We start from the raw sequence: 23,605 nt of genomic DNA on the forward strand, positions 1-23,605 counted from the left end.
TTTTCCTTCCGCCTAAGAACAGAAAACTAAGAATCCGCCGAAATCCTGATTCAGCGTCGATTCTTAGCCTTCCGTTCTTAACCTGAGCGCAGAGGCCCCAGCCGCAACCCGTGAACAGGCAACCGCCCTGCAGCAATAACCCCGCGTGCCCCCACAAGCCCTTCCGCCTAAGAAAAGAAGGCTAAGAATCCACCGGAATCCTCAGGAACCGGCGATTCTTAGCCTTCTTTTCTTAACCTATGCGGTTCGAGCACCGGGGCCACTGAGCCCCAGCGCACTTAGCCGCGCGGGTACACGCCGTCCTCTCCGAGGCGAGCCTCCGGGTTGAGCAGCAGGGCGATCTCACCGTCGTGCGTGTTGCCCTCGGCGAAGCGGCGGTTCTCCACCTGCTCGAACAGCTCGCGGCGACCGGTCATACCGGCCTCGAGCCAGCCGGCACCCCTGCGCAGGCGAGCGGTGGCGCGGGAGCGCCATTCCTCGACAGATGCGCCGGACGCAGCCAGCGCTGCCTCGAACACACCCGGGTGGGCCAGGACGACGATCGCGCCGACGTGGCCGAAGCCCAGGGAGGTCAGCACAGCGGCCTTCACGTTGCCTGCACCCAGTGCGAGCGGGGAGCGCAGCCAGACGAGGTTGCGTGCCTTCGCGCCCACGGCCGGGTCGACGCAGTCGAGTGCGGCATTGGCGGGCAGGGAGCCGGTGCGCAGGACGTCGATAAGCCCGCCGACCTGGAACAAAGCGGCACCTGCCTTGGCGTGACCGGTGAGCGCCTTCTGGGAGATGACGTACATCGGGGCACGCTCGTCGCGGCCGATGGCCGGCCACAGGATGGAGTGCAGCTCGGACTCGTTCGGGTCGTTGGCGTTGGTGGAGGTGTCGTGCTTGGACACAACCGTGACGTCGTCAGGCGTCAGGCCCAGCGATGCTAGCGAGCGGGCCAGGCGCGACTTCTCGCCGCCGCGCGCTGCACCGAGCACACCCAGGCCCGGGGCCGGGATGGAGGTGTGCGCACCGTCGCCGAAGGAGGAGGCGAAGGCCACGACTGCGAGCACCGGGAGGCCGAGCTTGGCGGCCACCGAGGCGCGGGCCACGAGCACGGTTCCGCCACCCTCTGCCTCGAGGAAGCCGCCGCGTCGGCGGTCGTTTGCACGGGAGATGAAGCGATCGGAAATGCCCTTGGCGCGCATCGTCTCAGTGTCAGCGGTCGCGTTCATCTGGCCGAAGCCCTCGAGGGACTCAACCTGAACGTCGTCGATACCACCGGCGACAACGAAGTCTGCCTTGCCCACGGCGATCTTGTCCACGGCCTCCTCGATGGAGACGGCTGCGGTGGCGCAGGCGCCGACCGGGTGGATCATGGAGCCGTAGCCGCCAACGAGAGACTGCATGACGTGTGCTGCGACGACGTTCGGCAGGGCCTCCTGCAGGATGTCGGACTGGCGGTCCTCATCGAGCAGGCGCGAGACGAACACCTTGTGCAGGGACTCCATGCCTCCGATACCGGTGCCCTGGGTGGAGGCGACGTCGACCGGGTGGACTGCCTGCATCAGCTCTGCCGGGGTGAAGCCGGCGGAGACGAAGGCGTCGACGGCGGTAACCAGGTTCCACACGGCGATGCGGTCCATGTTGTCGACCATCTGTGCCGGGATGCCCCACTTGGAGGGGTCGAAGTTGTCCGGCATCTGGCCCGCGACGGTGCGCGACAGCGTTGCCTTGCGCGGTACGCGTGCGGTTGCGCCGGCGAGGCGGGTGACGGTCCACTCGCCGTCGACAAGCTCCACGCGGGTCTTCGCCGGGTCGGCGGCCTCCATGTCGCGGGCGACTGCTTCGTTTTCCACGGTGAAGGAGACGTCGCGGTCGAGGAAGACCTCGGCCAGGTCGATGGAACCGCGGTCGGTGAGGAAGTACTTGTCGCTGAGCTCACGCACTCCGGCGCGGGCGACAACCTCATCGCGGAAGCGGTCGTAGATGTCGGCCTCGTCGACGCTTGCGCCGTCGGCGTCGTACCAACCCGGGTTCGGGTCCTCGTTCCAGGTGACCAGGCCGGTCATCCACGCGAGTTCCAGAACGCCGGCGGCGGTCAGCTCGACGGTGCCATCGCGCTGGATACCGTACTCAGCCTCGCGGCGGGTGCGGCCGGAGCCCCAGGAGGAAACCTCGCCCAGGCCGACGACGACGATCATGTCGTCGAGGTCGCAGGTAACGTTGCCAACTGTGGCGCCTATCGGCTGGGCGGGGTTCGCCACGTTCGGCAGTGCCTTGATCGCGCCGTCGATGGCTGCTGCGTCAGCGGCCGGTGCGGAGATTTCGGCGTTGCGCGCCAGCTCCGCGATGGACACACCAGCGGAGTCGAGGCCGCCGGTCAGGTCCAGGTCGAGCGGGGCCTCGGCGGCCTTCGCACGGGACTCGGCAGATGCCAGGCCCATGAGCTCGGTGGAGATCTCCTCCGGGCTCCACACGTGGATGCCGGCCTCCTTCGCCGCCGGGATGAGCACGTCGTTGCCACCCATCAGGGCGGTTCCGGCGACCCAACCGATGCGGGCCTGGGCGAGGGTGACACCCTCCGGCCAACCGGTCTCGGCGGACCACTTGTTCATGATCGCGTCCATGGCTGCCTTGACCTCGCCGTAAGCACCGTCGCCACCGAAGGTGCCGCGGTTCGGCGAACCCGGCAGGACCACGTGGGTGCGGGTGGACGGGAAGTCGTCGGACGCCTGTGCCAGCTTGGACAGTCCAGCGATGGTGCGCTCGACGGACCACAACAGGAGGCGGGCCTGGGTCTCGGCGTTGCCGCCGACCTCGGCGAGGGAGCCGGACACGCCCGGGGCTGCGAACGGGAAGGCCAGCGTCGGGGTGAGTGCGGGCTTGGTCACGCGGACCTCGCTGCCCACGGTCTCGCGCTGCTCGTTGCCGATCCAGTCGATGACCGCGTCGATGTCGCGGTAGCTCGACAGGTTCGCCGGGATGAGCCACAGCTGAGCGCCAGCTGCCGCGTGGTCGCGGTAGAGGGTGCGTGCGAATTCCTTGCGCGCCTGGCTGACGCGGGAGGCGGTCATGACAACGGTCGCGCCGCCGGCGAGCAGGCGCTCGACCAGGGCCGTCGCGATCGAGCCGGGGGCAGCACCGGTAACGAGGGCGACGTCGTTGGCGTACTGGAGCTCCGGCGTCTCAAGCGCGACGCGGGCGATCTCCGCCAGCGGGCCGGAGAAGCCGTTGTCTGCGTACCACTGCGCCTGCTCGGCGACAGTTGCGCCGGTGCCGGCGAAGCGGGCGACGTCGATGTCGGCGATGCCGCGGGCCACGCGGGCGAGGTCCTCGCGGGCCTGTGCCCAGCGGTCGTCGAAAAGCACGGCCTGGCGTGCGTCGAAGACCGGGGTGACCTGCTGGACCCAGCCGGAGCCGAGCTCGGCCTCGATGGTGTCGATGATCGTGGTGTCGGGTGCCTCGATCTCCACGCGCTCGTCCTCGACGCCAAGCTTGGCCAGAAGGGTGCGGGCGGTGCTGACGAGGGTGTCGGTCACCTCGGACTTGTACGCGTCGAGCGCGGCCGAGTCGACGACTCCACCGCCGGCGCCGGCGCTTGCCGACGCCTGGCTGACACTCTGCCCGTGGCGGGCGGCGACGGCCTGAACGGCGGCGTCGACAAGCGCGGTGGCGTCTGCCTTGCTGGCGACAGCCGGCAGGGTAGCGAGGCTGCCGCCACGCACGGACTCTTCGCCGCGGGAGCCGAGCAGAATCTCAGCTTCGACGTGTGGGGTCCAGGTTGCGGGCAGGCCCCAGGTGCCGGTGACCTGCTCCTCGACGAACGCCGGCTTCAGGCCAGCGGCGCCGAGCAGCTGGCGCAGACGCGCCGTGACGGACTCGCCGAGCACCGGGCCGAAAGCCGAGTAGCCCGGAGCAGCCTGGTTCACGCGCTCGCGCAGGGTGGCCACGTCGGCCTCTGCGGCACCGTCAATGGCGGGCACGCCGAGCTCGGCAGACATGTCCATGAGCAGCTGGTTGCGGCGCGAGGACACGCCACCGGTGAGCTCCTCGATGTTGTCGCTGTCGTTGATCTGCTCGAGGCGGATCTTGTTCTGGAAAGCGAACAGCACCATGATTGCGTCCGCAGCGGCGAACGGCAGGTCCGTGACCGGGGATCCGCCAGTGGCGGCCGGAGCGGCCGGGGCGGGTGCCTCAGCAGCAGCCGGGGCCGGAGCAGCAGCGGCCGGGGCAGCCGGGGCGGCTTCGGTCTCAGCAGCGGGGGTCTCCGGCTCATCGACGATCTCCGGCTCCGGAGCGGAGACGGTGTCTGCGAGCATGACGCGGTCCTGGTTGGCCTCGACGTTGAAGACCGGGACGTGGCGGCCAACGACATCCATCTCGCGCTTGGCCAGGTTGGTCAGCGTCGGGGAGGAAGCCAGGCCGACCTCGATGATCTGGTCGACGCGCTCGAGCAGGAGGTCCTGGGTCTCGATCCAGCGCACCGGGGAGGCGAACTGCCATGCCAGCAGCTCGATGATCAGGGTGCGGGCCAGGGTGTTGCGGTCGGTGTTGTCCACCGTCACGCCGGCGAGGCGCTCGGATGGCACCTCGGCGGTGACAGCGTCAATGAAGTCCTGGGTCAGCTCGAAGGGGCGGGCCACAAGGTTCGGGACGTAACGGTCAACGAGGATGTCCACGTCGATGGTGGCGGGCAGCAGCTCGTCGAGCTTCTCAGCGAAGGCGGGAACGCCGTCGCGCAGCACGCGGGAGTGGAACGGCACGTCGATGCCCGGCACGGTTACGTAGGCGCGCTCGCGCACGGAGTTGGCGGCCTTCTCCAGGGCGGCAAGGCCCTTCTTGGTGCCGGCCACGGAGTACTGCTGTCCGGAGATGTTGTAGTTAACAATCTCCAGGAATTCACCGGTCTGCTCGGCGATCGCGGCGACGTAGTCCTGAACCTCGTCCGGGCCGATGCCGATCATGTTCGGGCGCAGCGCGCCCATGCCGTACTCGGAGTTTCCGTCGGCGTCACGCGGTACGAGGGAGCCCATCGCGGAACCGCGGGAGTAGACGATGTCGATGACAGCTTCGAGGTCGAAGATGTTCGCCAGCGATGCCAGGGCGGTGTACTCGCCGAGGGAGTGGCCGGCGTACATTGCACCCTCACCCAAAGCGTCGGCAACGCGCAGGCGCTCGGTCTGTGCGTAGGCCACGACGGCCAGGGCGACCTGGGTGAACTGGGTCAGGTGGAGGACACCACCCGGGTGCTTGAACTCGGTGCCGCGAACGGTGACCGAGGTCGGGTTCTCATCCACGATGCGCTGGATAGAGAAGCCGAGCTCCGAGCGGGTGTAACGGTCGGCGCGGCGCCAGATCTCGCGGGCCGCGGGGCACGCGTCGCGGTCGCCCTTGCCCATGCCGACGGCCTGGACGCCCTGGCCCGGGTAGACGTAGGCGGTACGCGGCTGCGCCATGAGCGCCTGGCCGCGGGAAACGACCTCGCCGTCGATGCGGCAGGTTACCTCGAACGCGGGGCGGATGCCGACGCGGCCGACGCGCTCGACGGTGATCTCCACGGTGTCATCAAGCTGCACCATGCCAAACATGGAGTAGGTCCAACCGGTGACCTTGCCGTGGCGGCCGGCGAGGTGCTGCGCGGTGGCGGACAGCCACATGCCGTGCACCAGCGGGGCCTGCAGGCCGACGAGGCCGGAGGCGTTGTACGAGGAGTGGATCGGGTTGTAGTCACCAGAGACCAGCGCGAACGGGGTCATGTCGTGCGGTGCGGTGACGGTGGCGCGGTCGACGAAGGAGCGCGGGGTGGCCTCGACGGCGTCGGAAAGCGGGCCGCCGCCGTAAGCGGGGGCGATCGACGGCGGGGTGGTCGTGGTCGCGCGGCCGCGGATAGCAAAGCGGTGCATCTGAGTGGCCACCAGCTCGCCGCCGGAGGTCAGCTCGAGCTCGACGGTGACGATGCGGCCGGAGACGGACTCCTCGATGGCGGAGCAGCGCGAGGTGACGTCGATGGTGCGGCCGTCCGCAAGCTCACGCAGCGGGACGCGCAGGTCGATGACGTGGTCGAGGTGCACGGCGTTGAGCAGGCCCTCGATGACGGGGAAGCCGTCGGGCAGCATGCCGGAGCCCAGGGCGGTGTAAATCGCCGGCCAGCAGGGGCCGACCAGAGCATCCGGGGTGCCGGCGACGACGTCGGAGCCCAGGGCAGCACCGGTCACGGCGGTGTGGGCCGCGAGTAGGGAAGCCAGGAAGGTAAACGAGGACTTCGCCACACCAAACGGGGCGTCTGCGGACTGGGAGCCCTCGATGATGCGCGGCATCTCGGTGATCTTGTCACCGGTCTCGGAGGTCGAACCCACACCAGCCAGGCCGGCGAGCAGGTCGTAGACGGCCTTGGGCAGGCGCTCGTCGGAGACAACCGGGGAACCACCGGTGGCAACGCCGCTCGGCAGGTCGATCGGGATCATCACGTCGCGCACGTAGAACGGGCGCTGGTCTTCCGGCAGGTCGTCCCAGTAGGAGTCGGTGTTGATGCGGATCGACCACTCGCCGTCGGTCTCGACGATGTCGAAGGCCTCCGGGGACATGGCGTAGGCCGGGTTCTCCATGAGGTGGCCGTGCCAGACCAGGGTCGGGGCGGCACGCAGGTACTCCTCGACGCTCGTTGCATCGCTCAGGCGGGAGAAGAGGTCCTCGGGGGTCGCGCCGGCGTCGATAAGCGACTGCGTAGCGGCGGCTTCGAAGCGGGCGAGCAGGTCAGCAACCGGCTCGTTCTTCTTCGTGATGCCGGCGACCGCGACGGGGCCGGGGATGATGCGGACCTGGTCGGCGGTGTAGCGCTCGTCCTGCGCCTGCCAGAGGGTGTCCTTGCCGTACCAGACCTTCAGGTCGCCGTCGATAGCCGGAACCCACGGCATGGGCTTCGGGTAGGCGTAGTGCAGGCCGATCCACCACGCGGCGTCGCGCGGGGAGACCTTGATCTCGCGTGCCTCAGGGTAGGCGTTGAGCAGCGTTGCGAGCGCGTCGCGCGGGTCGATCTGCTCGCCCTCGGGGAAGAGGGTGGGGATCTCGCCGTGGTCGGCTGCGTTCAAGCGGCCCTCAACACGGTGCAGCACGGAGAGGAAACGCGCGTCCCAGGAGGAGTCAATGAACGGGTAGGCCAGCTCGACGAAGCGCTCGACCCACTCGGCGTAGGTCATCTCTTCGATCTCGCCGAAGAACGGCTTGGAGGTGTGCGACAGTGCCTCGATGATCTCGTCGCGGCGCTCGGAGTACTCCTCAATCGACATGCTGGTGATCAGGCGCGAAGCGCGAGCGTACGAGTTGTCGAGGTCGTGGATGTCGGCCAGGAGGTGGCTTTGCGAGGACGCCACGCCGTTGCGGCCAGTACCGCGGGCGACCCAACCGCCGTTGTCCTCCGGCGACAGGCCGGCGGTGTTGACCAGCAGGTCCTTGACGGAATCGGTGGCCTTGGCCTCCTTGGTCGCCATGGCGACGGTGCCGATGAAGACGGCGTCGACCGGCATCAGCGGCAGGTCCCAGCGGGTAGCCCAGTCACCGTTGATCAGCTCAGCAGCGCGCTCCGGGGAGTACACGCCACCGCCGACAGTAAGGATGGCGTTGTCGTACTCGCGCACCTCGGCGTAGGTGTCCACGAGCAGGTCATCCAGGTCAACCCAGGAGTGGTGGCCGCCGGCGTGGCCGTCCTCGATCATGAGGATGACCGGCACGTCCGGGTTCGCGGCCGCAATCTTGAGCGCGTCGCGGACCTGCTTGGCGGTACCGGGCTTGAAAGCGATGTAGGGGAAACCGTCGGCGCGCAGCTGCGCGAGCAGCTCGGTGGCCTCGTCGACCTCCGGGATACCGGCGGAGATGCACACACCGTTGAAGGGTGCACCGGCCGCGCGGGCCTTGGGCACCATGCGGGTCTGGCCGAACTGAAGGTTCCACAGGAAGCGGTCGAAGAACATGGTGTTGAACTGGGCGGTACGGCCCGGCTCAAGGTGCTTGACCAGGGTGTCCTTGTGAGAGGTGAAGACCTCCTCGGAGTACATGCCGCCGCCGGCGAGCTCCGTCCAGTAACCGGCGTTCGCTGCTGCGGCGACGATCTCACCGTCGGCCGAGGTCGGCGTCATGCCGCCGAGGATGATCGGGGACAGGCCGGTCAGGGTGGAGAAACGGGTCTGCGTGTAGGTCTTGCCGTTCGGCAGGCGCACCAAGCGCGGGGCGTAACGAGAGTAGTCGGCTGCCGCGGGCAGCTCCTTGCCCGGCACGGCCAGGTCGTCGCGCTTCTTTGCGGAGTCGATGGTGATGACCGGCACGCCGGAACCAGCGGTGATCTTGGTGGTGATGGCAGTCAAAGACGCGTCGAGGCTGAGGATGTGGCTCGTGCCGGCGTTCAGCAGTTCGCGAACCGTGGACGGCCACTCGTGGGTCTCAGCGAGGATCTCGTGGGCGAGCTCGCGCGCGGTGACATCACCGAGGTTGATGCCACACTGCTCGGCCCACTGTGCAGCGAGCTCAACGCTCTCGGCGTTGGTGGCGCTGTGGAACGGGTAGGCAACCTCGAGCACGTCGAAAAGGGGAACGAGCTCAGAGCCGCCGAACTCGGCGGCCTCAAGGCGCGAGTTGTACGCGGCAGCTGCGGCCTCGATGCGCTCGCGTGCGGCCTTAAGCTGTGCCGGCTCGCCGGAGAGCACCACGTGGCGCGGGCCGTTGACCACGGAGACGAGGTCGCCCGCGAACTCCTCCACCTGCGCGCGGTGCAGGCCACGCACGCTGAGCATGCGGGACGCGGAATCGGTTGCGCCGTAGGCGGTAGACGCGGCGGCGCCGAGGATCAGGGCGAAGGCCAGAGCGTGCTCCGGGTTCTTCACGGCAGCAACACCCAGGGTGCCCTGGGAGTGGCCGGCCAGGCGCACGGAGTCAGACGCCAGATCGAGGCCAAGGTCCTTGAGCTGCTGGGTGGCCGCGATCTGGGCCAGCACGATGCCGGGGACGCTCACCGCGGGGAATGCGTCGATCTCGGATGAGGTCGTGGCCTGGTCCGGGTCGATGATGGTGCGCAGGCGCTCGTTGACACCCGGCACGGCGGAGGCAAGCGGGCGGGCGACGGGACCGACCTGGCGGCGGGCGGCGTCGAGAAGCTCATTCAGGCGCGCGTAAATGAGCGGGGAGGAGGCGGCGTCGGCAAGCGCGAGCTGCCAGTTGGTGCCCTGGCCCTGGAAGATCACAGCGGGGTTCGTCAGGGACTGAAGGGGGGTGAGAGTCATGAAAGTCTTTCTATTGTTCGGGTGTTCGCGAGCGGACAGATCCGGTTACAGGGGAATGTTGCCGTGCTTACGCGCCGGGCGAGCGACGGTCTTGTCGCGGTAAAGGCGCAGGTTGGCAGCAATGGCGGTGCGGGTCTCCGAAGGGAGGATAACCGCGTCGATCAAGCCGCGCTCGGCGGCGAGATAGGGGTTGAGGATGGCATCTTCGTATTCGCGCTCGTAGCTCGCGATCAGTTCGCTCAAGGCCGCGTCGTCGAAGCCCTTGTCCTTGGCGGCCTTGATGTCCTTGCGGTTGATAAAACCGACCGCGCCAGCGGCGCCCATCACGGCGATCTGGGCAGTCGGCCACGCCAGGTTCACGTCCGCGCCGAGGCCCTTGGAACCCATGACGCAGTACGCTCCGCCGTAGGCCTTGCGCATTGTCACGGTGATCTTCGGAACGGTGGCCTCGGCGTAGGCGTAGAGCAGCTTCGCGCCGCGACGCAGGATTCCGCCGTGCTCCTGGCTTGCGCCCGGCAGGAAGCCGGGGACGTCGACAAGCAGGACCAAGGGGATGTTGAACGCATCGATGGTGCGCACGAAGCGGGCGGCCTTCTCAGAGGCGTCGATGTCGAGGCAGCCGGCGAACACGTTGGGTTGGTTCGCCAGAATTGCGACGACGTGGCCGTCGATGCGGGTCAGCGCGGTGACGACGTTCTCGGCGCGCTGCTGCATGACCTCGAAGAACTCGCCGTCGTCTCCGATTGCCGCGATGACCTCGCGGACGTCGTAAGGCCGGTTGGGCGAGTCCGGGATGATCTCGTCGAGCTCGAGGTCAGTGGCGTTGATCTCGGTATCGGGCTCGGCGTCCTCTGACTGCGGGCGGGTGCGCGAGTTGTCCGGAAGGAACCCGACAAGGTCGGTGACCCAGTCGAGGGCGTCCTCGTCGCTGGTGGCCACGTAGTGGCAGTTACCCGCCGTGGTCATGTGGGTCCACGCACCGCCGAGCTCCTCCTGCGTGATCTGCTCGCCGGTGACGGTGGAGATCACGTCAGGGCCGGTGACGAACATCTTGGAGGTCGAGTCGACCATGACGACGAAGTCGGTCAGGGCAGGCGAGTAGGCGTTGCCGCCGGCGCAGGCGCCCATGATCACGGAGATCTGCGGGACCACGCCGGAGGCCTCGACGTTCTTGCGGAACGTCTGGGCGATCCAGTCGAGCGAAACAGCGCCGTCCTGGATACGCGCGCCCGCACCTTCGTACAGTCCGATCAGCGGGCGGCCCGTGGTGATGGCGAGCTGCTGGATCTTGACCATCTTTTCGCCGTAGACCTCACCCAACGCGCCGCCGAAGACGGTGCCGTCCTGGGAAAAGACGCAGACCTCGCGGCCGTCGATCGTTCCCCAGCCGGTCACAATGCCGTCGGTGACGGGGCGACGGGAGTACATCCCGAAGTCGTGGGTGCGGTGGCGGACAAGCTGGTCGGTCTCGACGAAGGAGCCTTCGTCGAGGAGGTAGTCGAGCCGTTCACGGGCGGTGAGGCGGCCGGCTTCGCGGACCTTGTCGTGGGCGGCGGGGCCCATCGGTGCCTGGGCCTCAGCACGTCGCCGCTTCAGCGCGGCGATTTTGTCGGCAGTGGACTGTGGACCGTCCAGTGCGTCCAAATCTGGGATGTGGGAGGAAACAGTCATGCGGGCAGTTTAGGGCCCGAAACTGCTCGTTTGGGAGTGCAAACTACCATTAAGTTACGAAAGGGTAGGTTACGGGTAGGTAGGTTATTGCGTTACCGTGCTGTTATGCTCTGAATGTGATTTTGGCCACAAAGATAAGGCGGGTCGCCCCATGAATGTCGGAACTGACATAGTCCACATCCCATCTTTCGCCGACCAGCTATCGACGCCCGGTTCCCACTTCACCGCCGTCTTCACCGATCGGGAGTTGCGCGCTTGCGCCGGAAAGCCTGACCGGGCGGCTTCTTTGGCGGGCCGCTGGGCCGCGAAAGAGGCCTACATTAAGGCCTGGTCCCAGTCGCTGTACGGCACCGCACCCCTTATCGCTCCGGACACCGTCAACTTCGCAGATATAGAGGTCGTCTCCGACGCTTTCGGGAGAGTAGCCATCGCGCTGCGCGGTGAGGTTGCCCGCCTCGGTCCGCCGGCGGTGTCGCTGTCGCTGTCGCACGACGGGGACTACGCGGTGGCGGTCTGCATCGTGTGAGGGGCTGCTCGCGTGAGAATGCGGGTTTCTACTGGAAAGCTACTTGAAACGCAGCGTTTCCAGTAGGGGGCGTTAGCGCAGGTCAGCCTAGAAACCTACTGGAAAGCTACTTGAAACTGGTAGCCCCCGGCACGGCCCGCCAGGCGTCGAAAAGCAATATGCTCGAGTGCATGACTGTGCGAGACATTCAGAGCATCCATAATGAAGTCGCTGACGTGTGGCGCGATGTGCGCTGGGTTGAGTCGGTTGGCTCCACCAACGCCGAGCTGCTCGCCAACGGCGAGCCGGGCGACGTCCTGATCGCCGACGAGCAGACCGCCGGCCGCGGGCGCATGGGGCGTACGTGGGTCACGCCGAAGGGGGCCCAGTTCGCCTTCAGCGTCATGGTCTTGGCTGATGACACCAACCGCATCGGACTGATTCCGCTGGCCACGGGCCTCGCAATCGCCGACGTCATCCCCGAGGCCACCCTGAAGTGGCCCAACGACATCCTGATCCGCGGCAAAAAGGTGGCGGGTGTGCTCTCCGAGGCTGACTTTGCCGGTGAGACCCCGCGCGTGGTCATCGGCACGGGCATCAACGTGGCGTTTCGTGAGGAAGACCTGCCCGTCGAAAACGCGACCTCTCTCAACCTCGAGGGCATCGACGTCGAGTGGGACCGCTTTGCTGCGGATATTCTCAACGCCCTGGGCGCGCGACTGCAGCAGTGGCACGATGATGACCCCCGACTGATCGAGGACTACCGCGCAGCGTGCTCCACCATCGGGCAGAGTGTGCGTCTCGAGCGCTCCGGAAACGACGTGCACGGCACCGTCGAGCGCGTGACCGACACCGGCGAAATCGTCATCGACGGCACCGCCTACTCCGCCGGCGACGTGACGCACCTGCGCCCAGCCAACTAAGCTGACCCGCCATGAAGCTGAGCGAAGGCGAGGTGGTCCTCGCCGATACTTGTGGGCCACTGACCGGGCTCATCTTTCCGTTGCTTGAGCTCATCGTGGTCACCGGGTTGTGCTGGATGGCCATCGGCTGGATGGACGTCAACGGCATCGACGCGATTTTCCGCAACGCCGTCGTGGGCCTGTGGGCGCTGCTGGCCCTGCTGAGGTTCGTCATGCCCGTGGCCCGCTCGCGCCGCCGGCGCTTCACCGTGACCAACCGGCGCGTCATCGCCCGCGGCGGAGCAGGTCGGGCTGATTCGATTCCGCTGCAGCAGATCCATTCCGCCCGCACGGCGCGGGGTGGGGTGTCGCTGGCCGTCTACGGTTTCGAACGACCTCTTCACTACGCCGACGTGGGCAAAGCGAAGAAGGTCCAGCGCGTCCTCAACGCCCAGCTCGCCCGGTACTAAGGTTGATGGGCGTGAACAACCAACACGCACTGCCCACAGTTGTCATCGTCGGCGACGGCCAGTTGGCCCGCATGATGCACACCGAAGCCATTGAACTTGGCCTGACCACCCGCGTCCTCGCCGGCACGAGTGAAGCCTCCGCGCCGCAGGTGTTCCGCAACATCGAGCTTGGCGACTACACCAGCGCCGCCGACCTGGAAAAGGCGGTGCGTGGCGCCGACGCCGTTACCTTCGACCACGAGCATGTGCCCAACGAGCACGCCCAGGCGCTCATTGATTCCGGCGTGACCGTCGAGCCGCGCCCCGCGGCGTTGATTTACGCCCAGGACAAGCTTGAGCAGCGCACCAAACTCAGCGCCATCGGTGCCCCCGTCCCGGAGTTCGCACCGATCGCGTCGGCAGAGGACGCCCGCGCCTTCTGGGACCGCGTCGACGGCGCGGTGTGCCTGAAGGCGACCCGCGGTGGCTACGACGGACACGGTGTGTGGTTCCCAGACTCCGTCGAGGAGTTCGCCTCGCTCACCGACGACCTGTTGGCCAAGGGCACCCCGCTCTACGCCGAGCGCAAGGTCGCGTTCCAACGCGAGCTCTCCGCCATGGTGGCGCGCAACCGCTCCGGTGAGGTCCGCGCCTGGCCGGTGGTCGAGTCCATCCAGTCCGACGGCGTGTGCCGTGTTGCGATCTCGCCCGCACCCGGGCTTACCGACGCCCAATCGCAGCAGTACCGTGACCTCGCCGTGCGCATCGCCGAGGAGCTCGACGTCACCGGCGTCCTTGCTGTGGAGCTGTTCGAGACCGCCGACGGCGTTGTGGTCAACGAGCTGGCCATGCGCCCGCACAACACCGGCCACTGGACGCAGCAGGGCAGCGTGACCAACCAGTTCGAGCAGCACCTGCGCGCCGTCCTAGACTGGCCGCTCGGCGCGACGGACCTGCTCGCCCCAGCCACCGTCATGGTCAACACCCTCGGCGGGGAGACGGATCCGGAGATGCCGATGCGCGAGCGCGTCGCCGCGGTCATGCGCCGCTACCCGGAGGCCAAGATCCACCTCTACGGCAAGGACTGGCGTCCGGGGCGCAAGATGGGCCACGTCAACGTCACCGGCGACACCGCCGAGGCCGCGCGCGCCGTCGCCGAGGACGCGGCCCACTTCATCGTCAACGCAGAATGGAAGTAGATATGCAGCCGATTGTTGGCCTGATCATGGGCTCCGACTCCGACTGGGACACCGTCGCCCCGGCGGCTGAGGTCCTCGCCGAGTTCGGCCTGCCCTTCGAAGTAGGCGTCGTCTCCGCTCACCGCACCCCGGAGAAGATGCTGGCGTACGCCACCTCCGCCCACGAGCGCGGCCTGAAAGTCATCATCGCCTGTGCCGGCGGTGCCGCGCACCTGCCCGGTATGGTCGCCGCCGCGACGCCACTGCCGGTGATCGGTATCCCGCGCGCCCTGAAAGACCTCGACGGGCTCGACTCGCTGCTGTCCATCGTGCAGATGCCCGGTGGGGTGCCGGTGGCCACGGTCTCCATTGGCGGGGCGAAGAATGCCGGCCTGCTCGCCGCGCGCATCATCGGCTCCTCCGACACGGAAGTTCTGCAGAAGATGGCCGACTACCAGGCCGATATGGCGGCCGAGGTGGAGCGCAAGGACGAAGCCCTGCGCACCCGGTTGATGGGTGAGTAAGCAACCCATCCTCGTGCTCGGTGCCCGCGTCATCGACGGGCACCCGTCGCCCATGCTCGAGGCTCGCTTATCGACGGCACTCCACCTCTGGCACCTCAACACCACCCGCCCCCTCGTGGTCAGCGGGCGTGACGAGGCCGGCGCCATGGCCGCGTGGCTAGTCGGCCACGGCGTGCCGCGCGACTTAATCGTTGTGGAGCCCCACGCGAGCTCCACCAACGAGAACCTGGAGATGACCCGAGCTCTGTTCCCGGAGGCCGCGTACCTCACGGTGGTGACTAATGCTTTTCACGCCGCGCGCACCCGGGTGTGGGCGTGGCATCTTGGCATCCCGGTGCAGGTTGTCGGGGCGCCGACCCCGCCGCGGTCCCGACTGCGCAACTACGCGCGCGAGCTGGCGGCGCTGCCGCATTCGGTGGCGCGGGTGGCGTGGCGCCGGATTGTGCGGCGGATGCGGGGCGGCCAGCCCTTCGGGCTAAGAACACAAGACTAAGAACAGAAGGCTAAGAATCCACGAAAACCGGCCGAAAAGCCGGTTTCTTAGCCTTGCGGTCTTAACCTGAAGCGCGGGAAGCGCGGGAGGCTCCGGAACCACCAGCCCGCCACTGCCGCCACCGCCGCACCAGGTGCCAGGTAGCCAGCACCAGTGCCCCGGCGAGCAACCCCGGCCAAATCAGTGGCTCCGGCCGCGCTAGATTGATCAGGGCCTGGACCACGGCCAGCGCGGCGAAGAAACCGACGAAGCCGATCAGGGTCTGCCACATGAGGTCTTTGCGCGTGTCCACGGCGTCTACTCCCGCACGTCCGCGACGTAGTCGGCCGGCGCGACCGGCAGGCCCTCGGCGACCCAGGCTTCGAAGCCGCCGTCGACGTCGGCTACGTCGGTCAGCCCCATTTGCTGGAGGAGGTCGGTCGCTACTGCGGAGGAGAAGCCGTGCCGGCAAATGAGCACATACGGTGTGTCCCAGCTGGTGGCCTCTGGGATGCGCCAGGCGAAGGTGGGGTCGAGCCGCCAGGGCAGCACGGTTAGGTCGATGACGATGGCGCCGGGGATGTCGCCGCCGTGGGCGCGATGGGCGGCGGTGCGGACGTCGATAAGCATGGCCGAGGACTCGTACGCCTCGCGCGGGGTGAGGCGGCGGATCCGGGAGCAGGCCGCGTCGAGCAGCGCCATGGAGCCGCGCATCAGCCCTTCACACCGCCGGCAGTCAGGCCGGAGACGATGCGGCGCTGGAAGACGAGGACCATGATGATCAGCGGCACGGTGACCAGGGAGCCTGCGGCCATGATCGCGGCGTAGGGGTATTCGAAGGCGCTGGGCCCGGAAAAGCGCGCGATGGCGACGGTGACTGGCTCCGTCGCGGTGGTGGACAGCTGGCGCGCGAGCATGAACTCGTTCCACGTGGTGATGAACGCCAGGATCGCGGTGGTGAAAATCGCCGGGGCGGCCAGCGGCAGAAGGACGAGGCGGAAGGCCTGGCCCCGGGAGGCGCCGTCGACGCGCGCGGCCTCCTCGAGGTCCCACGGCAGTTGCTGGAAAAACGAGATGAGCGTGTAGATCGTCAGCGGCAGGGCGAACGAGATGTTGGGGATGACCATGGCGCGGTAGGTGCCGATCCAGCCGAGGTCGCCGAAGAGCTGGAACAGGGGAGTGACCAGCGCGATGCCTGGGAACATTGAGGCGGCGAGGATGATGCCGGTGATGAGGCCCTTGCCGGGGAAGTCCAGGCGCGCGATCGCGTAGGCGGTGAACACGCCCACGATCACGGCCAGGGCGGTGGTGGACAACGAGATAATCAGCGAGTTGCCGATGGCGCCGAGGAAGTCGTTGCCCTTGTCCGTGGCCAGCGCGTCGCGGAAGTTCTCCAGCGTGACGTGCGTGGGCCAGGGGGTGGTGTCGAAGGTGTGCGCCTTGTTGCGCAGCGCGGTGATGAGCATCCAGTAGAACGGCGCCGGGCCCCAGAACATGATGAAGATGACGCCTAGGTAGTGCGTGAGTTTTCTCATCGTGCCGCCTCCTTAGCCGAAGCCTTCGCTTGTCGACGCCCCACCAGCCACCTCTTTCTCTCCCGCTTAGTCCTACCGACGTCGGCGCCGAGGAAGCGGATCATGATGAACGCCACGGCGAAGATGAGCAGGAAGATCAGGGTGGACAGGGCGGATGCGGAGTTGAAGTTGCCCTGGCGCATGTCCTCGACCACGAGCTGGGAGATCGTGGCGGTCGGGGAGTTCGAAGAGCCGGAGATCATGATGACCGGCAGGTCGTACATGCGCAGCGCGTCGAGGGTGCGGAACAGCACGGCGACCATGAGCGCCGGGCGCACCAGCGGCAGCGTGATGCGGGTGAACTGTTGCCAGCGCGCGGCGCCGTCGACGCGCGCGGCCTCGTAGACCTCTTTCGGGATCATCTGCAGGCCGGCGAGGATGAGCAGCGCCATAAACGGAGCGGTCTTCCACACATCGGCGATGATGACAGCGGTTCGTGCCGCCCACGGGTCCGTTGTCCACGCGATGTCCGTGCCGAGCAGGGAGTTGACGATGCCCGCCGGGGCGAACATGAACTGCCACAGCTTCGCGGTCACCGCCGTGGGGATGGCCCACGGGATGAGCACGGCGGCGCGGATGAAGCCGCGCCCGCGCGACTCGGTGTTCATGATCAGCGCCATGATCATGCCCAGGATGGTCTCGAGCAGGACTGTGACAACCGTGAAGAACAAGGTGATACGCACGGCCGGCCAGAAGTCGGTGGCGAGCACCCCCGGTGGGCATTGACCCACCACCCCGGAAGGAGACATGCAGCGGTTGGTGACCCAGTACAGGTAGTTCTCTAGCCCGGCGAACCCGCCGTCGGTGAAGACGCCCGTTTGTGGGTCGAGGCGCCGGTTGCCCTGGAACGACAGCCAGATGGCGCGGATGATCGGGTAACCGATCACCGTGGCCAGGACGATGAGCGCTGGCGCGACGAGGCCGGCGGCCTTGCCGGTGTCGCGCGGGGCGCGGGGAGAGGCGTCTGTCATGTGGTTCTCACTGTGTCGAAGCGGGCGTGGGTACACGTCATTGTTAGCAGAGACGGACCCGCCGAAAGGGCAAAGCGCCCGCCCCGGGGTGGGGTGCGGGCGCTACAGGTGTACCGCTGCCTGTTTTAGGAAGCCTGCTGGATGGCGGCAGCCATGTCGCGGGTGGCGTCGTCGACGCTCTTGCCAGCTGTCAGTGCCGCGTAGGCGTTGTCCTGGATCGCCTTAGAGATGGCGGGGTAGAACGGCGACACCGGGCGCGGCTTCGCGTTCTCCAGGGAGACCTTCAGAGCCGGCAGGTAGGGGTGCTCGGCGATGAGGGCCTCGTCGTCGTAGATGGAGGCGAGCACCGGCGGGAAGGACTGGTCAGCGAACGCGCGCTGGTTCTCCTCGGAGATGATGAACTCGATGAAATCCTTCGCGGTCTGCTTGTTCTCGGAGTTGACGTTGATGCCGTTGTTGTAGCCGCCCAGGGTGGAGGCGCCAATGCCATCCTTGCCCACGAGGGGCTGGACCTCAAAGTTGATGCCGGCCTCTTCGGCGTTGGCGAACATGTACGGCCAGTTGATGGCCATCGCGGTTGTGCCTTCGGTGAAAGCGAGGTTGGTCTCTTCCTCGGTGGCGGCGGTGGAGGAGCTGGCGATGGTGCCGTCAGCGTAGGCGTCGACAAGCGCCTGCAGGCCGTCCTTGGCCTCGGCGGTCTCGACGGTCGGGCGGCCCTCGGCGTCGATGACCTCGCCGCCCCAGCCGTTGATGAAGCCGAGGGTGTTGACGGTCAGGCCCTCGTACTGCTTGAGCTGGGTGGTCAGGCAGTCGGTCTCGATGGCCTCGCAGGCAGAGGTGATGTCAGCAAACGTGTCCGGCTTGTTGGGAACCATGTCGGTGTTGCGGAACAGTAGCTGGCCGTTGGTGTTCTGCGGCAGGGCGTAGAGGGTTCCGCCGTAGGTGGCGGACTCGACCGTGGCCGGCAAGAGGCCAGAGGTGTCAACGGCGTAGTCGCCCTCGAGCGGCTCGAGCCACTGGTTCGCGGCGAAGTCGGCGGTCCAGACCACATCGAGTGCCATGACGTCGTAGTCGGAGTTACCGGCCTGGAGGGACTGCACCAGGGTGTCGCGCTGGTCGTCGGCCTCGCCCGCGAGCTCGGAGAGGGTGACAATCTCGTCCGGGTGTGCTGCGTTCCACTTCTCAATAATCGGGGTCAGCTTGTCGGTGTCGTTGCGGCCCATGGCGAAGGTGATGGGGCCGCGGCCCGCGCCGTCGGCGGTGCGGGTCTCAGTTGCGGTAGCGGTGTCCGTCGCGGTGGAGGTTGCCGTCGTGTTGTCAGTGCCGGACTCGGTAGAGCAGGCGACGAGGGAGACGGAGGTGAGAGCGGCGGCGCAGATCGCGATGCCGGACTTGCGGGAAGCCGTGAGTTTCATTAAAAACACCTTTCAATTTGTTCGGTGCCTTCAATGTAGTTACTCGTCCCATCGTCGCGGTGCACCTTGCCTAATTTACCCTCCATCGGGGGTGGAATGTCGAAATAGCAAAAACCACCGCGCTGACAAAAGTGGACGGGCGCACACGGTTAATCCGTTGTTAAGGAGTGTGTAACGTTCTCGGTTTCCGCGATGTCGTCCAAACGCTCAACAGACGCCAGGCCTGTCACCAGCACCACGGAGCCGTCCGCCGCGAGCGGGCCGAGGACGCGGTACTCGAAGTCCTCACTCGTCTCCCACGCCGCAATGCTGTAGCGGGCGGGCTCGAGATCTGGCCGGGCCCATGTGCTCAGCGCCGGGCTGGCACCTGCATAGTCGTCGCCGTAGAAGCGCACGGTTGGCCCGAAATCGATAGCACCGAGCGGCAGTGTCCCACCCGATTCGACCACACCGCGCCCGAACGGATCATCCGAGACGACCACGACGTCTGGGACGCTCACCCACTTCGCCGCGCCTTCGACCGTGGTGAACACGACGTCGGGCTCGCTCGCGGTGTCCACCCCGAAAACGGGGGTGCGCCCGGAGTTGTAGGCGCCGAGGGCGATGACGGCGGCCTGCCAGGACGGGGGGACGTCGATAAGCACGAGCGCATCGGCGTCGAGCTCGAACTCGGCGTCGAACATGTTGGCCACCTTGCTCGCCCAGTTATCGAGGGTGAGGGCGGAGAAATCCATGCGGGTGCCCGCTGCCTCGTCGTAGACGGTCAGGCGCGGGCTCGACGGGTTGGTGGCCAGCAAAGGGGAGAGCATGCTCATGCCCGCCCATCTTAGGCAGCGGGTGCGCGGTGAGGCGGTTAGCTAGTTGACGCAGCGCGGGCCCGAGCCGCCCGCGTCGATGGGCGGTCCAACCTGGGTGGCGCCGAAGTCCTCGCCCGGGGTGCCCACGACGGCGCTTGCCTCTGGCTCGTCGGAGACCCTGTCGGCGCCCGGGCCGGTGTAGTCGTCGGCGACGACGACGATCAGGCTCGTGGAGTCCAACCCCTCGTTGGAGGTGATGGGCAACCCGCCCAACTTCGTAGCCAGATCCCGCGCCGCTGGGTCCTGGGGGTTGAGTGCGACGACCTGCGAGTAGCTGTAGATGCCGGGGGCGGCGTTGGAGACCTCCGCGACGTTTCCCCCGAGATCCCCGAGGACATTGCCCACGGCAAGCGCCAGACCTGCACTGGTGCCGGCGTTGAGCATGTAGATCTCGGAGCCGCTGAGCAGGGAATCCACCGGTGCCTCAGCAGAACCCGGCATCGTGTCCTCCGGTGCGGGCGCGACAGCGTCTTCCATGAAACGCTGCACCTGCGCCACGTCGACGGTGACGATGGACTCGCCGTAGTCACCCACGCCGTTGACGGAGGTGACCGGGATGGTGGTGAAGGTGACGTTTCCCCCGGCCAGGCCCGACATCTGCTGTGCGAAACCGACGATGTCCCAGCCCTGGTCGAGAGTGACCGAGCGGCCCGCCGCATTAGCTAGGTCGCGCAGCTTGGCCGGGTTGGTCAGCGTGCCAGCAGACAGGGTCTTTTGCACCAGGGAGGCCATATACGCCTGCTGGCGCACGATGCGGTCGAGGTCGCCGCGGGGCAGGTCGTGGCGCTGGCGCACGAACGACAGGGCCTGCGCGCCGTCGAGGGTCTGCTCACCCGCGGGGAAGCGTGCGCCGGAAAGGGGCTCGTCCACAGGCTCGTTGAGGCAGACGTCGACGCCGCCGACGGCGTCGGTAAGCAAGGCGAAGCCGAGCAGGCCCACCTGCGCAAAGTGGTCGACCTCCACGCCGGTCAAATCTGCGATGGCCTGGATGAGGCCCTCCTGCCCGGCGCGCGCGACCTGCTGTTCCATGCTCGGGCCTGCGGCCATCCCGCGCTCGACGAGCTCCTGGCGTTTCTCCCCGGCGTAGGTCGCGTACACGCCGTTGATCTTCATGTTGCCGTACTGGTCGTCGTGGATATAGGTGTCGCGCGGGATCGACACCGCGGTGGCGCGGGAGCCGTCCGCAGGAACACGGATAACCATGAGGGTGTCGGTGTTGATCTCCCCATCGGACACGCCCGCGTTGAGGCGCGCGAGCTCCGCCTCGCTCAGCGGGTTGCCCTGCGCATCGGTGCGGGAGTCGGATCCGACGAGCAGGATATCCACGGCGCCGTCCCGGGTGGCTTCCCGCTTTGTCCTGTCAATGCTCAGCTCAGAGGCGGAGAGGTTGCCGCCGAGCGAACCCACCGAAAAGTAGCCGATGCCGGAGATAGCAAGGATCGTCGCAGACGACATCGCGAGGATGCCCTTGACTACAGGGTGGCCCGATTGGCGCACGTCCCGGGTGCGCACGGGAGCCGGCTCGATGTGGCGGGCTCTCCTGTAGGTGTTGGTCACGCGAGGGATTATACGGCTCCACCCGCCGTCACTCGAGCCACGTGCCGCCGGGGGTTTCGCGCGCGGGTTCTGTCGCCGTCGATGGTTAGACTGACGTGCCATAAAGTTTCGGCACCTCAGTAATACGTCAGTAACACTTCAACCACCTCGGGAGAGACAGTGACAGCGATGGACAACAGTGCGACGGACTCGGCATCTCAGCCGCGCCCGCTGGCGGTCGTCACGGTGACGTACTCGCCCGGCGACCACTTGCGTGCGCTCGTTGAGTCGCTCGAGGGCGCAACAGAAGGCTCGACCCTCTTGGTGTGCGCCGACAACGGTTCCACCGACGCAGTGCCGCAGACCATGGCGGCCGAGCGCGAGGACGTCGAGTTCTTCGGCACCGGCGGCAACATCGGCTACGGCGCGGCGATCAACGCGGCCGCGCGCATGCTGCGCCCGCGCCGGGAGTCCGGGGAGATCGATCCGGACTACTTCTTGATCACGAACCCGGATGTGAGCTTCACACCGGGAAGCGTCGACAAGCTTCGTGCCGTGATGGGCGCAACCGCGGGAGCGGGAGCGGTCGGCCCCCGCATCGAGGAGGCGGACGGGTCTGCCTACCCCAGCGCCCGCGAGGTCCCCGGCCTGGTCACGGGCATCGGGCACGCAGTGCTTTACGACGTCTGGCCGAACAACCCGTTCTCCGCCGCCTACCGCGCCGGGGAGAACATGGACACCCAACGCGCAGCGGGGTGGCTGTCCGGGGCGTGCCTGCTGGTCAGGTGGGAGGCATTTAACGAGATCGGCGGGTTCGACGAGCGCTACTTCATGTATATGGAGGACATCGATTTCGGCGACCGGCTCACGCGCGCCGGGTGGGACAACGTGTACTGCCCCGATGCGGTGATCTTGCATGACCAAGGTCACGTCGCGGGTGCCTTCCCGCGTGTCACGGTGCCCGCGCACCACGCGTCCGCGTACCGTTTCCAGGCGGACCGCCACCCCGCCGCGTGGCAGGCGCCGCTGCGCTGGGCGCTGTGGGCGGGGTTGAAGGTACGCGGCGCGCTCCACGAGTGGCGCAGCGCCAGGTGATCACCCGGCGCGTGATCACGGCCGGGATCCGGCGGAAACAATGCACGAAAGGGCTTTGCGAGTAGATGGCTGATGCACGTAACACCGATGCGGTGGTCCTTGTCGGCGGTCGCGGCACGAGGCTGCGCCCGCTGACGTTGTCGACGCCGAAGCCGATGCTGCCCACGGCGGGATACCCGTTTCTTAGCCATCTCCTCGCACGCATCCGCAAGGCTGGAATGACGCACGTGGTGATGGGCACCTCCTATCGCGCCGAGGTATTTGAGGAGTACTTCGGCGACGGCTCCGACTTCGGGCTCGAGATCGAGTACGTCGTCGAAGAGGAAGCACTCGGGACGGGTGGGGCGATCCGCAACGTCGCTGACCGCCTGCGCTACGACAACGCGATGGTGTTCAACGGCGACGTTCTCTCTGGCGCCGACTTGGGCGAGATCCTGGCCACCCACGACGCCGAGGACGCGGATGTCACCCTGCACCTCGTGCGGGTTCCGGATCCGCGGGCCTTCGGCTCCGTACCGACCGACCCCGACGGCAACGTCCTCGCGTTTTTGGAGAAGACCGAGGATCCGCCCACCGATCAGATCAACGCGGGTTGCTACGTGTTCGCACGCTCTGTCATCGAATCGATCCCGGCAGGCCGTGTCGTCTCCGTCGAGCGCGAGACCTTCCCTGGCCTGTTGGCTGCGGGCGCGAAGGTGGTCGGCCACGTGGACACGTCGTACTGGCGCGACATGGGCCGGCCGAGCGACTTCGTCCAGGGCTCGTCCGACCTCGTGCGCGGGATCGCGTACTCGCCCCTGCTTGAGTCGAAAACGGGCGAGGCGTTTGTCGACGACTCCGCAGGCGTTGCCGCCGGAGTCATCCTCATGGGCGGAACGGCAGTGGGCCGCGGCTCCGACATCGGCGCCGGCTCGCGCGTGGACGACTCCGTCATCTTTGACGGGGTGACCATCGAGCCTGGCGCGGTGATCCGCAACTCCATCATTGCGGCCGGCGCGCGCATCGGGGCGAACGCCCGCATTACGGACTGCGTGATCGGTGAGGGGGCGCGTATCGGAGCGCGCTGCGAACTGCAGGGCGGCATGCGCGTGTGGCCGGGAGTGGAGATCCCGGATTCGGGAGTGCGCTTTTCGCCTGACGCGTAATACGGAGGCCGACGTGTGCGGCCCAGCGCGGCCGACATGGCGGTTAGTTGCTTACCCTAA

Annotated in this window: 17 protein-coding genes; 8 read left to right on the plus strand and 9 right to left on the minus strand. The window is 67.2% G+C overall.

Annotated elements, in window-relative coordinates; translation table 11 throughout:
- Positions 1-278 precede the first annotated feature (278 nt).
- A complete protein-coding gene (locus VVR41_RS06730; RefSeq protein WP_368524117.1) occupies positions 279-9,251 on the minus strand; it encodes a fatty acid synthase subunit beta domain-containing protein in 8,973 nt (2,990 codons plus the stop codon).
- Between the two features lie 45 nt (positions 9,252-9,296).
- On the minus strand, positions 9,297-10,922 hold the full coding sequence (locus VVR41_RS06735) for an acyl-CoA carboxylase subunit beta (RefSeq protein WP_368524118.1): 1,626 nt from the start codon (positions 10,920-10,922) through the stop codon (positions 9,297-9,299).
- A gap of 151 nt (positions 10,923-11,073) precedes the next feature.
- On the opposite strand from VVR41_RS06735, the gene VVR41_RS06740 reads away from it, so the two are divergent.
- From VVR41_RS06740 to VVR41_RS06765, 6 genes are all read left to right on the plus strand, one after another.
- On the plus strand, positions 11,074-11,448 hold the full coding sequence (locus VVR41_RS06740) for a holo-ACP synthase (RefSeq protein WP_368524119.1): 375 nt from the start codon (positions 11,074-11,076) through the stop codon (positions 11,446-11,448).
- 170 nt (positions 11,449-11,618) lie between these two features.
- Positions 11,619-12,350, plus strand: coding sequence for a biotin--[acetyl-CoA-carboxylase] ligase (locus tag VVR41_RS06745; protein WP_368524120.1), 732 nt, complete (start codon positions 11,619-11,621; stop codon positions 12,348-12,350).
- 11 nt (positions 12,351-12,361) lie between these two features.
- On the plus strand, positions 12,362-12,799 hold the full coding sequence (locus VVR41_RS06750) for a PH domain-containing protein (protein ID WP_321101958.1): 438 nt from the start codon (positions 12,362-12,364) through the stop codon (positions 12,797-12,799).
- A 5-nt stretch (positions 12,800-12,804) separates the two neighbouring features.
- Positions 12,805-13,977: a 5-(carboxyamino)imidazole ribonucleotide synthase gene (locus VVR41_RS06755; protein WP_409338287.1), complete on the plus strand. Its 1,173-nt coding sequence runs from the start codon at positions 12,805-12,807 to the stop codon at positions 13,975-13,977.
- A 2-nt stretch (positions 13,978-13,979) separates the two neighbouring features.
- Positions 13,980-14,480, plus strand: a complete 501-nt coding sequence (purE, locus tag VVR41_RS06760; RefSeq protein WP_321101962.1) for a 5-(carboxyamino)imidazole ribonucleotide mutase — start codon at positions 13,980-13,982, stop codon at positions 14,478-14,480.
- Positions 14,473-14,973, plus strand: a complete 501-nt coding sequence (locus tag VVR41_RS06765) for a YdcF family protein (protein ID WP_368524122.1) — start codon at positions 14,473-14,475, stop codon at positions 14,971-14,973. Before purE ends, VVR41_RS06765 begins: the two co-directional genes overlap by 8 nt.
- A gap of 61 nt (positions 14,974-15,034) precedes the next feature.
- On the opposite strand, the gene VVR41_RS06770 is transcribed toward VVR41_RS06765, so the two are convergent.
- From VVR41_RS06770 to VVR41_RS06800, 7 genes are all read right to left on the minus strand, one after another.
- Positions 15,035-15,265 (minus strand): hypothetical protein, encoded by a 231-nt coding sequence (locus tag VVR41_RS06770; protein WP_409338288.1) that lies wholly within the window; start codon positions 15,263-15,265, stop codon positions 15,035-15,037.
- Between the two features lie 5 nt (positions 15,266-15,270).
- Positions 15,271-15,666: a rhodanese-like domain-containing protein gene (locus VVR41_RS06775; protein ID WP_321104002.1), complete on the minus strand. Its 396-nt coding sequence runs from the start codon at positions 15,664-15,666 to the stop codon at positions 15,271-15,273.
- Complete coding sequence (locus VVR41_RS06780) at positions 15,666-16,487, minus strand: carbohydrate ABC transporter permease (protein ID WP_368524123.1); 822 nt, start codon at positions 16,485-16,487, stop codon at positions 15,666-15,668. The genes VVR41_RS06775 and VVR41_RS06780 overlap by 1 nt, the downstream gene beginning before the upstream one ends.
- On the minus strand, positions 16,484-17,497 hold the full coding sequence (locus VVR41_RS06785; RefSeq protein ID WP_368524124.1) for a carbohydrate ABC transporter permease: 1,014 nt from the start codon (positions 17,495-17,497) through the stop codon (positions 16,484-16,486). The genes VVR41_RS06780 and VVR41_RS06785 overlap by 4 nt, the downstream gene beginning before the upstream one ends.
- A 125-nt stretch (positions 17,498-17,622) precedes the next feature.
- Entirely contained in the window at positions 17,623-18,912 is a 1,290-nt protein-coding gene (locus VVR41_RS06790) for an ABC transporter substrate-binding protein (RefSeq protein WP_368524125.1), read from the minus strand.
- A gap of 149 nt (positions 18,913-19,061) precedes the next feature.
- Positions 19,062-19,727: a TIGR03089 family protein gene (locus VVR41_RS06795; protein ID WP_368524126.1), complete on the minus strand. Its 666-nt coding sequence runs from the start codon at positions 19,725-19,727 to the stop codon at positions 19,062-19,064.
- A gap of 42 nt (positions 19,728-19,769) precedes the next feature.
- The gene (locus tag VVR41_RS06800) at positions 19,770-21,326 is read right to left on the minus strand and encodes an LCP family protein (protein WP_368524127.1); all 1,557 of its coding nucleotides are present in this window, start codon (positions 21,324-21,326) and stop codon (positions 19,770-19,772) included.
- A gap of 168 nt (positions 21,327-21,494) precedes the next feature.
- Between VVR41_RS06800 and VVR41_RS06805 the strand changes: the two genes are divergently transcribed.
- Both VVR41_RS06805 and VVR41_RS06810 read left to right on the plus strand, forming a co-directional pair.
- The gene (locus VVR41_RS06805) at positions 21,495-22,400 is read left to right on the plus strand and encodes a glycosyltransferase family 2 protein (protein ID WP_368524159.1); all 906 of its coding nucleotides are present in this window, start codon (positions 21,495-21,497) and stop codon (positions 22,398-22,400) included.
- Positions 22,401-22,465: 65 nt separating this feature from the next.
- Complete coding sequence (locus tag VVR41_RS06810) at positions 22,466-23,545, plus strand: sugar phosphate nucleotidyltransferase (protein ID WP_368524128.1); 1,080 nt, start codon at positions 22,466-22,468, stop codon at positions 23,543-23,545.
- Positions 23,546-23,605 lie beyond the last annotated feature (60 nt).

Origin of the sequence: Corynebacterium sp. LK2510, assembly GCF_040946405.1 — a bacterium.
In the GTDB taxonomy this organism is placed as follows: domain Bacteria; phylum Actinomycetota; class Actinomycetes; order Mycobacteriales; family Mycobacteriaceae; genus Corynebacterium.

Excerpts from the sequence above, each read along its gene's own strand:
- VVR41_RS06730 (WP_368524117.1), bottom strand. The coding sequence starts at position 9,251 with ATGACTCTCACCCCCCTTCAGTCCCTGACGAACCCCGCTGTGATCTTC.
- VVR41_RS06735 (WP_368524118.1), bottom strand. The coding sequence starts at position 10,922 with ATGACTGTTTCCTCCCACATCCCAGATTTGGACGCACTGGACGGTCCA.
- VVR41_RS06740 (WP_368524119.1), top strand. The coding sequence starts at position 11,074 with ATGAATGTCGGAACTGACATAGTCCACATCCCATCTTTCGCCGACCAG.
- VVR41_RS06745 (WP_368524120.1), top strand. The coding sequence starts at position 11,619 with ATGACTGTGCGAGACATTCAGAGCATCCATAATGAAGTCGCTGACGTG.
- VVR41_RS06750 (WP_321101958.1), top strand. The coding sequence starts at position 12,362 with ATGAAGCTGAGCGAAGGCGAGGTGGTCCTCGCCGATACTTGTGGGCCA.
- VVR41_RS06755 (WP_409338287.1), top strand. The coding sequence starts at position 12,805 with ATGGGCGTGAACAACCAACACGCACTGCCCACAGTTGTCATCGTCGGC.
- purE (WP_321101962.1), top strand. The coding sequence starts at position 13,980 with ATGCAGCCGATTGTTGGCCTGATCATGGGCTCCGACTCCGACTGGGAC.
- VVR41_RS06775 (WP_321104002.1), bottom strand. The coding sequence starts at position 15,666 with ATGCGCGGCTCCATGGCGCTGCTCGACGCGGCCTGCTCCCGGATCCGC.
- VVR41_RS06780 (WP_368524123.1), bottom strand. The coding sequence starts at position 16,487 with ATGAGAAAACTCACGCACTACCTAGGCGTCATCTTCATCATGTTCTGG.
- VVR41_RS06785 (WP_368524124.1), bottom strand. The coding sequence starts at position 17,497 with ATGACAGACGCCTCTCCCCGCGCCCCGCGCGACACCGGCAAGGCCGCC.
- VVR41_RS06790 (WP_368524125.1), bottom strand. The coding sequence starts at position 18,912 with ATGAAACTCACGGCTTCCCGCAAGTCCGGCATCGCGATCTGCGCCGCC.
- VVR41_RS06795 (WP_368524126.1), bottom strand. The coding sequence starts at position 19,727 with ATGAGCATGCTCTCCCCTTTGCTGGCCACCAACCCGTCGAGCCCGCGC.
- VVR41_RS06805 (WP_368524159.1), top strand. The coding sequence starts at position 21,495 with ATGGACAACAGTGCGACGGACTCGGCATCTCAGCCGCGCCCGCTGGCG.
- VVR41_RS06810 (WP_368524128.1), top strand. The coding sequence starts at position 22,466 with ATGGCTGATGCACGTAACACCGATGCGGTGGTCCTTGTCGGCGGTCGC.